The following is a 15,461-nucleotide window of genomic DNA, read 5'->3' on the forward strand; positions in this document are numbered from 1 at the left end:
CCTGAGCTTGATCAAAGTGCTTACTTTGGCTGTTCAGGGCTTTTTTTATGCTTCGGAAAATCTCCGCACATCTGGCCAAAATGTTTGAATCGCCCACAGGCTGTCAACGATTGTCGCACGATCTGAGTCTGTATTAAGCAGTTGATCTTAGGTCAGGGGATCGGCTTCAGAACTTTTTAGCAGACGATAAATTTCATCTTTCAATTTTAGCTTTTTACGCTTGATCGCTTCAATATCATTGTTGATATGATTGACCGGGTCGAGTTCAAGCTGACTAATTTTCCTGTCCAGCTCATTATGTTCCTCAAATAATTTGGCAAAGTATGGATTTTCCTCGCGAAGTTGCACAATCAAGTCGCGGTATTCGGGAAACATGTATTTCATTTTTTTATTACAATCTTTGGTTTTCATAGCGCTTTTTATACTCTAATCATCAAATTAAAAATAAATATGCCCTGACCTGCAGCGAAAGATGCAGATAGACAGAGCATCAAAGGACTTACTTAAAATGCAAATGTTTGACCTCGCGGCGTAACTCCTGCACTTCATCGATGAGGTCCAGCATCATCGCGACTGCGGTAAATGACGCATCAAAATCGCGTTGCAGGCGATAGGCGCGTTGTGCACGCGAAATATCCTCACCGAGGAAAGTGCTGGCTGGCGTGACAGGAGAACGATCGGGCAGAATTCCATGTTCAATCAATTGCATGACCCATTCCGGACTTTGTCCGCATGCTTCTGCGAAGTGGATGAGGTCAAATGAGTGATCGTCCATAATTTCTGACGGGGTATAGTCCTGTGAAAAGCTTTCTTGGTACTGAATTGTAGTCATGGCTCTACTCCTTAAACAGCCAAGTGTGCAAAATTGAGAGAATGAAAAGGTACTGAAGTAAAACGCTTTCTATTCTTCGGATATGCAGACTCAGAGTGATGACTCAAATGATCACGAGAAAAAAATCGGTATGTTCCGGTATTCAATGCATCAGGAACGCGCGAATAAGAGAAGGTGAAAGTGAACGCTGTTTTTATAGTTTTATGTTTTATTGACCGAGTGTGTTCAAACACTTTCCTGTGTTGAATATACGCTGCCCTATGAGGACAGCAAAGCAGACCTGATGACAGAATTAAACAAGGCTGAAGATTGATCATCATAAATGGATAAAAAATAACCGTCTTCGATCCATTATTATGACTTTAGCTGCGCCAAAACAGTTTTTATTTGTACCTTATTGTTTCAAAACATGACAAAGAAAAAGCCCCTGATACAGAGGCTTTGAAAATCTTTCTGAAATTAATGTTTTATCCAGGTTACACTGCGGCCAATTACTGAGACACCGACATAACCACGCAAGGTTAGACGTTTGCCATTGGCACTTAGGCGTGCTTTGCCTTTGTAAATTTTGCCACTGATCGGATCAAGCACTTTGCCGTCATGGTATTCACGTGGCTTTTTCGGATCTGCTTTAAAATCCCAGATAAACGGCAGGCCTATAAACGGTTTATCTTTGAGCTGACCTGGACATTTATGACAGATACCCATTTTCTCTGCGCCAGGCAAGCTACGTGTTGCGACAATTATTCCTTCATAGCTACCATCCGCTTTCTTACGAACTTCTACATCCGCACGAGAATAGCCTGATTGATCATCAATGGTTTTCCATTTACCCACTAACGGATCTTCATAGGCAAAGGCCAAGCTAGAAACCGCAGCCAAACTTATCCCCATCACTAGAGTGTTCAATAATTTTTTCATAACATACCTGTTAAATTTGATACTGTATTCATTTTAGAATTATTACTCTAATTTATTTTAAAAGCATAATTAAATCAATACTATAAAATGTGATTGTATTCTCATAATTTTTTTAAAACGATGATTATTTGGTCTTTGTTAATGTGAATAGTCTTATAATTTAAATGGGATTTTGAGGTGGGGTTTATCTGAGGATCTGATTCAGTGAATAGGCAGGTTTTCTACTGGAGGTAAATATGCTCTGTTGAGCTTCGTCATGTAAATTTTAAAACATAAAAAAGCACTCCTGAGGAATGCTTTTTTAAACTCATGCTTAGCACCGTTTAGCTTAGATGTTCACCACATAGACCTAAGGCCTCTTCGGCTGTAAAGGTATATTGGCTATTACAGAACTGACAATCCATTTTGATCGGATTCTGGAATTCCAGTGTTTCACGTATTGATTCTACGCCAATCTGTTGTAAGGCCACTGCACAGCGCTCTTTAGAGCAGGTGCAGCCAAATTTCAAGGCTTCAGTTTCTGGCAAGCGCACTTCTTCTTCATTATATAAACGGTAAAGAATGTCAGTGGCTTGCAGGCCGATTAGTTCTTCAGTTTTCAAGGTTTCAGTGAGCATGGTCAGACGCGGCCATAAATCTTCATCAACACGGCGCTGTTCTTCTTCACTATTCCGTGGCAATAGCTGAATCAGTAAACCACCGGCGCGCTGATGGTCGCTTGCCAGTACAATGCGCGTTGGAATCTGTGCAGACAGGTCATAATACTGCATGAGGCAGCCAGCCAGATTTTCTTTGTCCAGCGGCACAATACCTTGATAACGCTCACCAAATTCTGGTTCGATATTGATAAACAGCACTGGAGAAACCAGTGACTTTAAGATGGTGCTGCTATCTTCACCCACCAGAAAGTGCGGATCTTCTTCATAGTCCGCCAAAGCGCGAACTTCACCCAAGTGGTTGCATTCAGCCATTGCCCATTTAAATGTGCCTGATGCCTGAATTTGCAGGCTGATACGCCCTTTAATCTTCAAGGTGCTGGCAAGCAGTGCAGTCGCAGTGAGCATTTCACCCAACAGAATCTTGACCGCAGGTGCATAGTCACGTTGCGCTAAAATGGTTTGTAAAGCTTCTTCAAGATGCACCACTTCACCACGAACAGGGCTATCTTCAATAAAAAAGCGTTGGCGTAAATCAGACATAAAATTCTCCATAACCCTGCTTTAATGGTGTCATTATTGTAAAACACAAGTTATGACAGATCATCTCTTAACGCATCAATTCCTGCGCCGTTTGTATCCTGTTGCGGCTGTGTATCTGTTTTTTGAACTTTGTTGCGTTGATCCTGCGCAAACAGATGTTCGAGTTCTGCCAAGCTACTGCGGTGATGTTCATAACTTGCGTGTTGATCCGAATCTAGATGGTATTGACTGTTGAGTAATTTTTCATCATGTGCGCGGAAGTATTCAATCTGTTGCTGACTTTCTTCCGGAGCAGTATTCAACTGGCTTAACAAAGCCTGACTCATTTCCAGTGCTGAAAAGTAGTTTTCACGCCAGATTTTTTCTACACCTAAATCCTGTAACAGATGCACATGATGACGATCACGTGCGCGTACCCATAAACAAGTTTCAGGATAATTCAGCCGGATATACCGCACGATCAGCATCGAATCTTCAATATCATCAATGGCAATAATCACTTGCTGGGCCATCGCAATTCCTGCATGTGCCAAAGTTTCTGGCTCTGTCGCATCGGCCTGATAGAAAGGAATTTGATACTGCGCAAGCAGTTCAGTGGCTGGCACATTGCTGTCCATGACACTAAATGCATGCTGTTGTTGCAGTAAAATCCGGGCAATAATTTGTCCAAAGCGGCCAAATCCAATCAGCAAAATAGGGGGGCTGGCTTGAGGACTGGAATCGGTTTCAAAGGTCGCAGCCAGATGATTGTTTTGATCCAGACGCGGTAAAACCTGACTGTGTAATAACCAGTAAAATGCCGGGCTAAGTAATAATGAGAAACTCACCATCCAGAGCAAGGGAGACAGCAGATTAGCTGCAATGATCTGGTCGGATACCGCAATCACCAGCGCCAGCAAGGCAAACTCGCCACCTTGTGCCAGGCTGGCTGCCAGCAAGCTACTGTTGCGCCAGCTATTTTGATGATAACGTGCCAAGGCCAAAGTCATGGCAAATTTGACCAAGATTAAAGTGAAAGTGCCACCTAAAATGATCCAGAGGAAATTCAACAGATCGGGCAGTTGCAGTGACATACCCAGACTCATAAAAGCTAAGCCAATCAATAAGCCCTGAAAAGGCCGAATGGTGCTTTCTACCGCGGGCCGGAAATCTGAATCTGCCAGTAAAATCCCGGCAAATAAAGCGCCAAGAAACAGATTCAGTCCAAGCGTATTCATCAAGAGCAGCAGTGCCAAAGTTACCGCAATCGCCACAATCGTGTGCAGTTCGTGACTGCCACTTTTAGCAATCCAGCGATATAGTGGCTGCATCAGATAGCGATTACACAGGAACAAGCCGGTAAAAGTGGTGATCATTGCGGCAAAATAAGCCACTCCGTGTTCGGTCGAGGGAATTCCGCTAAATAAAGGAATGGCGGCAATCACAGGAATGGCCAGCAGGGCATGCAGCAGCAGGATTGAATAGGTCTGTTGACCATAGCTGGTGGCAAACTGTTCCTGATTGTGGAGTTGTTGAATCACCAAGGTCATGGCTGATAGACTGCCAGCAAGTCCAATCACAATACTGGCCAGCAGGCTTTGTTGTAGAAAAATCCAGGCCAGCAGGCTAAAAATCAAGGTGCTCATTAGTACCTGCAAAGCAGCCGTCATCCACAGAGATTGACTGATCTGGGCGATGCGTTGTGGTCTGAGTTGCAGCCCGATCCAGAACAGCAGTGCCAACAGGCTGACGTTCATGAAACTGTTCATCAGGTCTGGAGTCTGAATCAGATGCAAAATACCGGGACTTAAGATCAGTCCTGTTAACAGATAGCCCAGTACGCTTGGTAGTCTGAGCCTTTTACTCAGTGGCACTATTAAAAGTGCGACCACCAAAACCAGTGTTATTTGTAACAGTATCGACATTTTCCTGTCCTAAATTTTATGCTTGATCCAGACGTTGATGCGTATGTCCCGGACATGGACTCAGATGCAATTCTCTTAGCTGAGTTCTTGCGGGTCAATGTCCAGCGTCAGCTTCATGCTGGAAGGTTTGTCCTGCAGCATATTCTGCCACCAGCTGCGCACATAGTAATGCAAACGTGGACGATCTGCTGACAAAAGCACCATATGCGACTGATAGCGCCCAGCCTTACGTTCCATCGGCGCAGGAATGGGCCCCCAGATGTCCAGCGCCAGATCAGGATATTGCCTGAGGAATGCCGCATGTTTCTGTAAGAATTCGGTGTTTTGTGCCTGATCCTTGGATTCGCAGCGAATCAGGATGGCATAACGATAAGGCGGCATCTGGGCAATTTGCCGTTCCTTTAAGGTCTGCTGGGCAAACACACGATAATTTTCATTGACCAAGGTATTCAGCAGGGCATGATCCGGTCTGAGCGTCTGCAAATAGACATCGCCTTTGTGTTCACCACGTCCAGCCCGGCCTGCGACCTGAACGATCAGTTGTGCGGTACGTTCGGTGGCACGGAAATCCACACTGAGCAGACCGGAATCAATATCCAGAATCGCCACCAGCGTCACATAAGGAAAATGATGCCCTTTGGCCAGCATCTGGGTGCCGAGCAGAATCGCGGGTTCACTTTTTTGAATCTTGTCATAGATTTTTTGCCAGCTACCCACCCGGCTGGTGGAATCGCGATCGACCCGAATCACTTCATGATCTGGAAAAAGTTCATTCAGATGTTCTTCGACCTTGCCAGTGCCCATACCCAGTGTGACCAGTTCCTGATGCTGACACTGCGGACAGTGCTCCGGCATTCGGTGAATGGTGCCACAGTGATGGCAATGCAGATGCTGATAAGGCTGGCGATGCACAGTAAAATTGGCATCGCAGTGCGGACATTGTGCCTGCCAGCCACAACTGCCACAAAGCAGGACGGGGGCATAGCCACGGCGGTTTAAAAAGATCAGTACCTGTTCTTTTTTCTCCAGACGCTTTTTGATGTCCTGAATCAGTTGCAGACTGATGCCATGCTTTTTCTGTGCCACCTTTAAATCCAGAATATGGATTTTCGGCATTAAGGCTGTGCCGGCACGTTGATTCAGCTCCAGCACCAGCATTTTGCCATGTTCAACCAGCGCATAACTGTCGATACTTGGTGTCGCTGATCCCAGCAGCACTGGACATTGCTGTAAATGGCCGCGGTACAGCGCCACATCGCGGGCATGATAGCGGAAACCTTCCTGCTGCTTAAAAGACAAATCATGTTCTTCATCCAGAATGATCAGACCCAAATTCGGTATGGGGGTATAGATGGCGGAACGTGTGCCGAGGATGATTGAAGCTTTGCCAGTCTCTGCTGCCTGCCAGGCTTGCAGACGTTTTGTATCATTTAGGCCTGAATGCAATAGCGCGATATGACACTGAAAACGCGACTGGAAACGGCTAATCGTTTGCGGGGTCAGACCAATTTCCGGCACCAGCACCAAAACCTGCTTGCCCTGTTTCAGCACCTGTTGCATGATTTGTAGATAGACTTCGGTTTTACCACTGCCGGTCAGACCATCCAGTAAAAAAGCCTGATATTGATTGCGATACTTTAATACCTGATCAATGGCATGTTTCTGTTCAGGATTAGCGGTCAGCGGCATTTGCGCCAATTGCATCGGCTGTGGACTGAAATCTTGTGGCTCCAGCACACAGATACAAATCTCTTTTTTCTCCAGTGCTTTTAAGGTCGCAGTTTCAATTCCGGCCAAATTCAATACATTTTCAGTGGTGCCAACCGGATGCAGTTTTAAAATCCGGTAGGCTTCCTGCTGCTTTTCCGAACGGCGTATTTTAGCTTCAGCATCAGGGTTCAGAAGTTTCCAGGTGCGAGCCAGCAGGTTATAAGGCTTACCTTGGCGTAACAGCGTTGGCAGGGCACTGTGCACCACTTCACCCATCGGAAACTGATAATACTGTGCCGACCATGTCAACAAACTTAAAGCTTTAGGGTCTATGATGGCACGTTCATCCAGCAATTCAGTGACAGGCTTGAGTTTAAAACGTGGGTCGACCGGAGTATCTGCGGAGAGCTTTTCGATAATCACCCCTACCAGATTCTGTCGTCCAAAAGACACCAATACGCGTGCGCCGACCTGGGCCTGCTCAAATTGTTCTGCATTCATACTGTAATCAAAACAATCGAATACATGCACAGGTACAGCAACGCGTACGCGATAAAGTGGACTAGAATCGGTATGAGAATTTTGCATATCTGGCGCTGGATATCCTGAAGAAATTTCGTCGTGCTTAAAGTTCGATTATGGTAGAGTGAGCAGATAATTTATATCAAAGAATATGAATGATTTCGGTGGTCTGACGCAACAGCGTTAAGCAAAATTTTGGAAAATTAGAGCATTACAATGCCTGCATATCAGTTTATTGCGCTTGATGCTTCAGGAAAGCAGCAAAAAGGCGTGCTGGAGGGGGATTCTGCACGTCAGATCCGGCAACAGTTAAGGGATAAAGCACTTATTCCGGTCTCTGTTGATCCTGTCGAGAAAAAAGACAAACATGATCGGCGGAAATGGTTTGAAAAAAGCATTACCGCTTATGATCTGGCCTTAATGACCCGGCAATTATCTGTCCTGGTCGCCGCCGCGATTCCGCTGGAAGAAGCCATCCGCGCCGTCGGCAAGCAAAGCGAAAAAGTACATGTACAAAATCTGCTGATGTCGGTGCGTTCCAAGGTTCTGGAGGGGCATAGTCTGGCGCAGGGTCTGCAACAGTCCGGGCGGTTTCCAGAATTGTATATTGCCACCATTGCGGCCGGTGAACGTTCCGGGCATCTGGATCTGATTCTGGATCAATTGGCTGACTATACCGAAAACCGTTTTGCCATGCAGAAAAAAATTCAAGGCGCGATGGTCTATCCAATTATTTTGATGCTGATGTCTTTTGCCATCGTGATGGGGCTGATGACTTATGTGGTGCCAGATATCGTCAAGACTTTTGATCAAAGCAAAGATGCCTTACCGTGGATTACGGTCGCCTTGATGAAAGCCAGTGATTTTATTCGTATTGCGTGGCCATTTCTCTTGGTTGGCGGTTTCTTGGGCATCTCCCTGCTGATACGATTCTTAAGAACCACAGCCGGGCATTATGCCTTCGACCGTTTAACCCTGAAACTGCCTTTATTTGGAAAATTATCACGCGGGATTAATGCCGCACGTTTTGCCAGTACCTTATCCATTTTGACCCAGTCAGGCGTGCCTCTGGTCGATGCCCTACGGATTGGCGCTGCAGTCAGTAATAACTGGGTGATTCGTGATGCGGTCAATCTGGCAGCGGAAAAAGTCACCGAAGGCGGCAACCTGGCAACCCAGCTGGAGCGCAGTGGTTATTTTCCGCCGATGATGGTACAAATGATCAAAAGTGGCGAAGCCTCGGGCGAACTGGATCGCATGCTGGAGCGTGCATCACAGATGCAGGATCGGGAAGTCACCACGCTGATTTCGACTTTACTGGCCTTATTGGAACCTTTAATGCTGGTGCTAATGGCCAGTATTGTTTTGGTCATTGTGATTGCGGTGATGCTGCCAATCGTCAATATGAATAATATGATTTAAACAGAATCAAGTTAAAATTCCTGTGGTATTAAAATTAAATTGAATGTTGTGAATGATGTAAATGAATGAGAGAGATTGAATGAAAAGGAATCAATTAAATAAACAGACGGGCTTTACCTTAATCGAAGTGATGGTGGTGATTGTGATTCTCGGTGTGCTTGCTGCACTGATTGTACCGAACGTGATGGGACGCGGTGAAAAGGCCAAAGTGGATACCACTGTGATCAAGTTACAGAGTATTGCTGGTTCACTGGACCAATATAAGCTGGACAATGGCAAATATCCAAGCATGCAGGAAGGTGGTCTGGATGCACTGGTGAACCAGCCTGCGACTGCGAAAAACTGGTTGCCGGGCGGCTATGTCAAGGGCGGCTATCCTAAAGACAGTTGGGATAATGATCTGCAATATGTGATGCCGGGCACCAATGGTCGTACTTTTGATCTGTATTCATTCGGTGCAGATGGTCAGTCGGGTGGTGAAGGCACCGATGCTGATATTTATTATCAGCCTTGATTGAGAATCAATATAAACTCTCAATAGATGGAATATATCACTTCACTTAATAGATGTTTTCAATACTAAGTGAAGTGATAATAACGCTTAATTATAAATTATAATCTAAGTTTTTGATATTTATTGTAATTAATTAATGAGTTGTATATGCGAGTTATAATAAGAATTATTCCCATATTTATCTATTACAATTATCATAAAATATGAATAAATATAGACTTTCTATTTACCCAAAAAGGCTCATAATGATCTGAACGGCACTTGACGAGCCAACGGAGAAGAATATGAAAGCATTAATCTTAGGGGATGAAATAAACCAATTTCATTGGTCGATGCTGAAATCTATTCTTTTGGTTTTAAGCATGTTACCGATTAGTCAGGGCATTCTGCATTTATGGCAGACTACCGAGGGTAGCAGCCAGATTATGGTAGGTTTTTTTGCCATCAGTTTGATGAGTTCATTATTTGCATTGTGCTTCTGGTCGGCATTGAAAGCCTCGGTATTGCAATTAAAACAACGGCAGATGTCTGTATTCGAAAATATGATGGTGCAAACTTACCGCTATCTTCCAATGTTATCCCTCGCCAGTATGATTTCTTATCTAGCAGTTCAGTTCTAAAATTTGAAATATAAAAAACCGAGGCATTGACCTCGGTTTTTTATTGCCTTGAGTGTCCGTCCCTTTCGTAAAGGGAGCTTAGGAGAGATTGATAAGATGTTATATCTAGGAATTCACCTAAATCTCCCTTTGTAAAAGAGGGACTTGAAGAAATTATCTTCTCGACTTAAAACTGACATCCACTTTACGGGGACGGAAGCGCCATCCCACCAGCAAAAGTAAAACTGAAAAGATCATCACCGGCCAATCACTGAGTTTCATATAAGGTGTTTCGCCTTGCATGGCTGGAAGTTCACCCCGCAGTACCGCTTCCTGATCCATCGGGGCTTTTTTCACAATATGGCCATTGTGGTCAATAAAGGCGGTCACGCCGGTATTGGTGGCACGGATAAACCAGCGGCCATTTTCCTTGGCGCGCATTTGCACCATTTGTAGATGCTGCAAAGGTCCTGCCGTGCCGGTAAACCAGGCATCGTTCGAGACCGTAACTAAAAAGTCACTTTGACTGGCATTGCGGCGTGTCAAGTTTGGATAAGCAACCTCATAACAAATTGCGGAACCTAAAGGATGGTTTTTCACATTCAAGGGCTTTTGATTGTCCGCCCCACGGGTAAAGCCGCTCATAGAGGGATCATTCTGTAGACCTGGCAATACCCAGCTTAACCAGCCTGACAGCGGAATATATTCACCAAAGGGCACCAGGCGCTGCTTTTTATACAAACCCTCCGACTCATCACCCGTGGCCATAATGCTGTTGTAATATTTCGGATAACCCGCAGCTTGTGATTCTGGTAAGTCCCAATACGGAATGCCGGTGACCCATGCAGTACCGGATTTTTCAGCCTGTACTTTCATCGCTTCGAGAAAAGCTTCAATATCGGTCTGGAACATCGGAATCGAGGACTCTGGCCAGACAATCAGGTCACGGCCCCATTCGGTCTTGCTCAGATTGGCATAAATCAATAAAGTTTTTACCTGATATTCAGTCAGCCATTTCAGATCTTGCGGAATATTGCCCTGAATCAGAGAAACCGTAAGCGGTTTTTCATTCTTTGGTTGCACAAAACTCAATTGAGCCGCGCCCCAGGCACCGATTAGTAAAATTGCAGCAGGAACCACCCAGAACAGACGTCGGTTCAGAATTTCGACCAGTGCACAGGCCAGAATAATCACCACAAAAGATACTCCAAACACCCCAAACAGAGGTGCATAGGCATCTAGGTAGCGTTCGGTAAAAGCATAGCCGGCAAACAACCACGGGAAACCGGTAAAGACCCAGGTTTTAGACCATTCAAACAGAACCCAAAGCGGGGCAAAGGTCAAAGGGGTCTCCGGGAAAAAGCGGCGATAGACAAAGGTTTGAACGGCGCTAAACAGGCCCATCACCAGTGCCATGATCAAGATCATTACAACACTGAGAAATGCACTGGTATCGCCATAGACATGAATAGAGGTATACAGCCAGAATGCACCCACAAACCATAGGCCAATTCCATAGGCCCAGCCAATTCCAAAGGCCTGTTTGGCACTACGTCCACGCAGGCAGGCATAGAGCAGTGCTGGAGACAGGATAGCCAGCCACCAGTAATGATAGGGAGCCAGTGCCAAACTGAAGATAGCACCTGCAAATAAGGCAATTAAAACAGGATAGATCAGCGGCAACGGTTTTTGCTGTTGATCAGAGCTCAACAGCTTGTCGAAATACGCTCTCATTGGCGCACGGCTCGAATTAGGTGAATAGAGCGTGAATCTGCTTCAAGAATGGTAAATTGCCAGTTTTCCAGTTCAATGGTCTGGCCTTCAAGATCGTTCACCAGACCAATTTCCTGTAATAACAAGCCACCCATGGTTTCCACTTCATCGTCAGAAAAATTCGCATCCAGCATATTATTGAAATGCTCAATCGGGGTCAGAGCTTGTACTATCCAGGTATTGGCGGTGTTTGGATCGTTATCCGGAACAATGAACTGCGCCTCTTCATCGGCATTGTCATGTTCATCTTCAATTTCACCAACAATTTCTTCCAGAATATCTTCCAGCGTGACCAGACCCGAGGTGGTGCCGTATTCATCAATCACCACGGCAATATGGGTCTGGGTGTTTTTCAGCATCCGCAGCACCTGATCGGAACGGGCGCTCTCTGGCACAAATAAGGGTTGACGCATCAGTGCGCGAATATCGACTTTGGAGGTTGGTTCGGTCAGAAAAGGCAATAAATCCTTGGCCAATAGAATGCCGACCACATTATCGGTTTGATCGGAGGAAAAGACCGGAAAACGCGAATGCGCAGATTCGACCAACACATGCAGGATATCCAGCAGTTGGTCATCTTCCTGTAAGCTGATCATCGACGTGCGAGGCGTCATGACTTCGCGAATTTTGGTTGCCGGAAGGTCAAGTACACCTTCAAGCATGGCAACAGTATCGGGTTCTAAAAATCGACGTGAATCTTGTACTAATTTTAGCAGTTCGTCGCGAGTTTCGGGTGCAGTTCCCAGCCATTTACGTAAGCCGCGCATACCCCACGACGGGCCTGATTCCTCGTGCATGATTTTTCCTGAAGACTCTTAATATCTAAAAAAACGTGGTTTTATCATACCGCAGAAAATACGCTTGTCTATTGTAAATATGATGTGCAGGCATGATCGTATCAGTCAGGGCTGCGTTTAGTCGTGTGTACTTTGGCAAAGCCGCAATGCCCGAGCGGGATTATGCTAAAATATTTTCAGTCTTCCACTCTTGAGTCTATCGATGTCCCCAACTGAAATTATCCCAAGCCTGCAATTAAATACCCGAGGTTTACGCTGTCCTGAGCCAGTCATGATGTTGCATCAGGCCATTCGTAAATCTAAAGCCGGTGATGTAGTTGAGGTGTTTGCTACCGATAATTCAACCTCTTGGGATATTCCAAAATTTTGCATGCACTTGGGACATGAGTTGCTGTTGCAGGAAGAGCGACTGGATGAAAACGGCAATAAAGAATTTCATTATCTGGTGAAAAAGGGCGGTTAAATTGGCCGAAATTTTTTTGAAATTTATGATCTGATAAGAGTTCTTATTCGATTTTAAAAATAATATTATCGTCATTCTCCAGAAAATAAACCCGCTCGAAAGCGGGTTTATTTTGTTCTCATGAGAGCTTAAATATTCGGATATGAGAACTTGCGGAATATATTCCTCATTCGCAAGATTACCCTAACATTACATGTTAGGGTATGAGCTCGCGCAAGGACTAGCCGAATTACATATTCGGATACTAATTACATGTTAGGGTAATTAGGACCACCGCCACCTTCCGGTGTTACCCAGTTGATGTTCTGAGACGGATCTTTAATGTCACAGGTCTTGCAGTGCACACAGTTGGCTGCATTGATCTGGAAACGTTTTGAACCATCATTATTTTCCATGATTTCATAGACACCCGCCGGGCAGTAACGCTGCGCCGGTTCATCCCATTTAGGCAGGTTTACTTCAACCGGAATGGACGGATCAGTCAGTTTCAAATGCGCAGGCTGGTTTTCTTCATGCACGGTATTCGATACAAATACAGAAGATAAACGGTCAAAAGTCAGCTTGCCATCCGGTTTTGGATAGTTTGGCTTGAAGCTTTCAGCGGCTTGGGTTTTCAGTGCAGCATGGTCTTGCACCAGATCATGCAGGGTAAATGGTACTTTGAACACGTTCTGGTCGATAAAGTTAAATGCACCACCCATCCATTGACCGAACTTGTGCATCGCCGGGCCAAAGTTACGTGAATTGTATAACTCTTCTTTGAGCCAGCTGTTGTTGAACTTGTCGGTATAAGCGGTGAGTTCCTTAACAAAGAAATCGTCACCCTCAACCACACGTGCAACCGCCAGATCACCGCCTTTTTCCACACCAGCCGCAATCGCTTCAAATACCGCTTCACCGCAGAGCATGCCGGATTTCATTGCGGTATGTGAGCCTTTGATTTTGGCAAAGTTCAGGAAGCCGGCATCATCACCAATGAGTGAGCCACCCGGGAAAGTGAACTTCGGTAACGAGTTAAAGCCACCTTTGGTCACGGCACGGGCGCCATAAGAAATACGCTTGCCGCCTTCTAAATACTGCTTGATTAAAGGATGGATTTTCCAGCGCTGCATTTCCATGAATGGATACATATGCGGGTTGGTGTAGGACAGATCCACGATCATACCCAAAGTCACCTGATTGTTTTCAGCGTGATACAGCCACCAGCCGCCTGAAGAACCGGTTTCATTCAATGGCCAGCCGGCGCCGTGCATCACCAGACCCGGTTTGTGCTTGGCAGGATCAATCTCCCAGAGTTCTTTAATGCCGATCCCGTAATGCTGTGGATCTGCATCTTTGGCCAGATTGAACTGTTCAATCAGACGTTTACCGAGGTGACCACGACAGCCTTCAGCAAAAATCGTATATTTGGCATGCAGTTCATAACCCGGAGTAAAGTTATGCGTCGGTTCGCCATCTTTACCAATGCCCATGTCACCGGTCTGGATGCCTTTTACCGTACCATCTGCATGATACAGAATGTCTGAGGCGGCAAAGCCCGGGAAGATTGAAACTTCCAGTTCTTCAGCTTTTTGGCCTAACCAGCGCACCACGTTGCCGAGCGAGATGACGTAGTTACCATCATTGTGCATGGTTTTTGGCACCATCCAGTGTGGTGCTTCTTGTGATTTTTCATCTGAAAGCAAGAAGAAAGTTTTATCTTCAGTCACCGGCACATTGAGCGGTGCGCCTTGTTCTTTCCAGTCCGGGAACAATTCATTAATGGCACGCGGTTCAAGCACAGCACCAGACAGAATATGTGCGCCAACTTCGGAGCCTTTTTCTACGACACAAACGGACAAATCATTTAAGTTGTTTTCAATTGCAAGTTGACGGATTTTGATCGCAGCAGATAGACCCGCAGGGCCTGCGCCGACGATGACGACGTCAAACTCCATCGATTCACGTTCGATGTGTTCCATGTAGGACTCCTCATATTACTATTCGGTGGCAACCATAATCGGATGATTGGGTGCTGCCATAAGTGTTCTTGGTTCCTAGACACAAAAATACTGGTGTCTTTGATAATCTGGGCTAGTATAGTTTTAAACCGAGTTTTAGCCAATTGGCTGAAACATATTATTTTTCCGTCATTAAGGTCTTCTTTTATGGATAAGCCAGTACCCAGCAAACATCTGACGAAAAAAGTAACTTCTCCTGATGATAAAAATTTAATGGATATCGCGCAATACTTAAAAGATGCACAGGGCGGTCACAAAAGGTCAATTCCCCCTTTGGAGCAATGGCAGCCAAAGCATTGTGGCACAATGGATCTGAAGGTTTTGGCCAATGGAGAATGGTGGCACGAAGGTCAATTGATCAAACGCCAAGCCATGATTGACCTGTTTGCAACCGTCCTTTGGAAAGAGCAGGGAAAATTCTACCTAAAAACACCGGTAGAAATGATTGAAATTGAAGTGGAAGATGAACCTTTATTGGTCAATCAGGTCGATCAGGTCGAGATTAATGGACTGAGCTATTTGCAACTGGGCACCACAACCCAAGACCTGATTATTGTGGATGCTGAACATCCGATCTTTATGCGTGAATATAAAGATGAGTTGCGACCTTATGTGCATGTACGTTTTGGAATCAATGCCCTGATCCAGCGTGCCGCATTTTTGCATCTGGTCGAGATGGGAGAGCTTGATGAAAATCCGGCAGGTGAAGCCGTTTTAAGTTTGAAAAGTGGCGATTTAGACTTGCATTTGAGCACCTGAGGTTTAAGCTTGGTCGCTAGAGTTTTTGACACCGCAATTCAGACCG

The 15,461-nt window shown here is 45.4% G+C and carries 14 protein-coding genes; 5 read left to right on the forward strand and 9 right to left on the reverse strand.

Annotated features, from left to right (window positions below; genetic code table 11):
- Positions 1-147 precede the first annotated feature (147 nt).
- The 6 genes from FTU90_RS02185 to FTU90_RS02210 all read right to left on the reverse strand — a co-directional run bounded on the left by FTU90_RS02185 (position 148) and on the right by FTU90_RS02210 (position 7,154).
- A complete protein-coding gene (locus FTU90_RS02185) occupies positions 148-411 on the reverse strand; it encodes a YdcH family protein (protein ID WP_005095339.1) in 264 nt (87 codons plus the stop codon).
- A gap of 88 nt (positions 412-499) precedes the next feature.
- Positions 500-832: a chaperone modulator CbpM gene (locus FTU90_RS02190; protein WP_005095341.1), complete on the reverse strand. Its 333-nt coding sequence runs from the start codon at positions 830-832 to the stop codon at positions 500-502.
- Between the two features lie 459 nt (positions 833-1,291).
- Positions 1,292-1,753 (reverse strand): DUF2147 domain-containing protein, encoded by a 462-nt coding sequence (locus tag FTU90_RS02195; protein ID WP_005095344.1) that lies wholly within the window; start codon positions 1,751-1,753, stop codon positions 1,292-1,294.
- Between the two features lie 323 nt (positions 1,754-2,076).
- On the reverse strand, positions 2,077-2,952 hold the full coding sequence (locus FTU90_RS02200; RefSeq protein ID WP_005095347.1) for an Hsp33 family molecular chaperone HslO: 876 nt from the start codon (positions 2,950-2,952) through the stop codon (positions 2,077-2,079).
- Between the two features lie 50 nt (positions 2,953-3,002).
- Positions 3,003-4,856 (reverse strand): cation:proton antiporter, encoded by a 1,854-nt coding sequence (locus tag FTU90_RS02205; protein ID WP_159138689.1) that lies wholly within the window; start codon positions 4,854-4,856, stop codon positions 3,003-3,005.
- Positions 4,857-4,931: 75 nt separating this feature from the next.
- Positions 4,932-7,154 (reverse strand): primosomal protein N', encoded by a 2,223-nt coding sequence (locus FTU90_RS02210; RefSeq protein WP_180071890.1) that lies wholly within the window; start codon positions 7,152-7,154, stop codon positions 4,932-4,934.
- A gap of 150 nt (positions 7,155-7,304) precedes the next feature.
- Between FTU90_RS02210 and gspF the strand changes: the two genes are divergently transcribed.
- From gspF to FTU90_RS02225, 3 genes are all read left to right on the forward strand, one after another.
- Positions 7,305-8,510: a type II secretion system inner membrane protein GspF gene (gene gspF / locus FTU90_RS02215; protein WP_074383949.1), complete on the forward strand. Its 1,206-nt coding sequence runs from the start codon at positions 7,305-7,307 to the stop codon at positions 8,508-8,510.
- Positions 8,511-8,589: 79 nt separating this feature from the next.
- Complete coding sequence (gene gspG / locus FTU90_RS02220; protein WP_005095357.1) at positions 8,590-9,024, forward strand: type II secretion system major pseudopilin GspG; 435 nt, start codon at positions 8,590-8,592, stop codon at positions 9,022-9,024.
- Between the two features lie 284 nt (positions 9,025-9,308).
- Positions 9,309-9,644 (forward strand): hypothetical protein, encoded by a 336-nt coding sequence (locus FTU90_RS02225; RefSeq protein WP_100355491.1) that lies wholly within the window; start codon positions 9,309-9,311, stop codon positions 9,642-9,644.
- Between the two features lie 153 nt (positions 9,645-9,797).
- On the opposite strand, the gene lnt is transcribed toward FTU90_RS02225, so the two are convergent.
- Both lnt and FTU90_RS02235 read right to left on the reverse strand, forming a co-directional pair.
- Positions 9,798-11,357 carry an apolipoprotein N-acyltransferase gene (gene lnt / locus FTU90_RS02230; RefSeq protein ID WP_180071891.1) on the reverse strand — a complete coding sequence of 520 codons (1,560 nt, stop codon included), beginning with the start codon at positions 11,355-11,357 and terminating at the stop codon, positions 9,798-9,800.
- On the reverse strand, positions 11,354-12,193 hold the full coding sequence (locus FTU90_RS02235) for an HlyC/CorC family transporter (protein WP_005095361.1): 840 nt from the start codon (positions 12,191-12,193) through the stop codon (positions 11,354-11,356). The genes lnt and FTU90_RS02235 overlap by 4 nt, the downstream gene beginning before the upstream one ends.
- A gap of 202 nt (positions 12,194-12,395) precedes the next feature.
- On the opposite strand from FTU90_RS02235, the gene tusA reads away from it, so the two are divergent.
- Positions 12,396-12,656, forward strand: a complete 261-nt coding sequence (gene tusA, locus FTU90_RS02240) for a sulfurtransferase TusA (RefSeq protein WP_004729361.1) — start codon at positions 12,396-12,398, stop codon at positions 12,654-12,656.
- Positions 12,657-12,904: 248 nt separating this feature from the next.
- On the opposite strand, the gene FTU90_RS02245 is transcribed toward tusA, so the two are convergent.
- On the reverse strand, positions 12,905-14,617 hold the full coding sequence (locus tag FTU90_RS02245; RefSeq protein ID WP_180071892.1) for an electron transfer flavoprotein-ubiquinone oxidoreductase: 1,713 nt from the start codon (positions 14,615-14,617) through the stop codon (positions 12,905-12,907).
- Positions 14,618-14,803: 186 nt separating this feature from the next.
- Here FTU90_RS02245 and FTU90_RS02250 point away from each other — a divergent pair, with 186 nt between their 5' ends.
- On the forward strand, positions 14,804-15,415 hold the full coding sequence (locus FTU90_RS02250) for a DUF1285 domain-containing protein (RefSeq protein ID WP_005095365.1): 612 nt from the start codon (positions 14,804-14,806) through the stop codon (positions 15,413-15,415).
- Positions 15,416-15,461: the final 46 nt, after the last annotated feature.

The organism is Acinetobacter sp. YH12200, from assembly GCF_013418175.1.
Classification (GTDB): domain Bacteria; phylum Pseudomonadota; class Gammaproteobacteria; order Pseudomonadales; family Moraxellaceae; genus Acinetobacter; species Acinetobacter pseudolwoffii.

Excerpts from the sequence above, each read along its gene's own strand:
- FTU90_RS02185 (WP_005095339.1), bottom strand. The coding sequence starts at position 411 with ATGAAAACCAAAGATTGTAATAAAAAAATGAAATACATGTTTCCCGAA.
- FTU90_RS02190 (WP_005095341.1), bottom strand. The coding sequence starts at position 832 with ATGACTACAATTCAGTACCAAGAAAGCTTTTCACAGGACTATACCCCG.
- FTU90_RS02195 (WP_005095344.1), bottom strand. The coding sequence starts at position 1,753 with ATGAAAAAATTATTGAACACTCTAGTGATGGGGATAAGTTTGGCTGCG.
- FTU90_RS02200 (WP_005095347.1), bottom strand. The coding sequence starts at position 2,952 with ATGTCTGATTTACGCCAACGCTTTTTTATTGAAGATAGCCCTGTTCGT.
- FTU90_RS02205 (WP_159138689.1), bottom strand. The coding sequence starts at position 4,856 with ATGTCGATACTGTTACAAATAACACTGGTTTTGGTGGTCGCACTTTTA.
- FTU90_RS02210 (WP_180071890.1), bottom strand. The coding sequence starts at position 7,154 with ATGCAAAATTCTCATACCGATTCTAGTCCACTTTATCGCGTACGCGTT.
- gspF (WP_074383949.1), top strand. The coding sequence starts at position 7,305 with ATGCCTGCATATCAGTTTATTGCGCTTGATGCTTCAGGAAAGCAGCAA.
- gspG (WP_005095357.1), top strand. The coding sequence starts at position 8,590 with ATGAAAAGGAATCAATTAAATAAACAGACGGGCTTTACCTTAATCGAA.
- FTU90_RS02225 (WP_100355491.1), top strand. The coding sequence starts at position 9,309 with ATGAAAGCATTAATCTTAGGGGATGAAATAAACCAATTTCATTGGTCG.
- lnt (WP_180071891.1), bottom strand. The coding sequence starts at position 11,357 with ATGAGAGCGTATTTCGACAAGCTGTTGAGCTCTGATCAACAGCAAAAA.
- FTU90_RS02235 (WP_005095361.1), bottom strand. The coding sequence starts at position 12,193 with ATGCACGAGGAATCAGGCCCGTCGTGGGGTATGCGCGGCTTACGTAAA.
- tusA (WP_004729361.1), top strand. The coding sequence starts at position 12,396 with ATGTCCCCAACTGAAATTATCCCAAGCCTGCAATTAAATACCCGAGGT.
- FTU90_RS02245 (WP_180071892.1), bottom strand. The coding sequence starts at position 14,617 with ATGGAACACATCGAACGTGAATCGATGGAGTTTGACGTCGTCATCGTC.
- FTU90_RS02250 (WP_005095365.1), top strand. The coding sequence starts at position 14,804 with ATGGATAAGCCAGTACCCAGCAAACATCTGACGAAAAAAGTAACTTCT.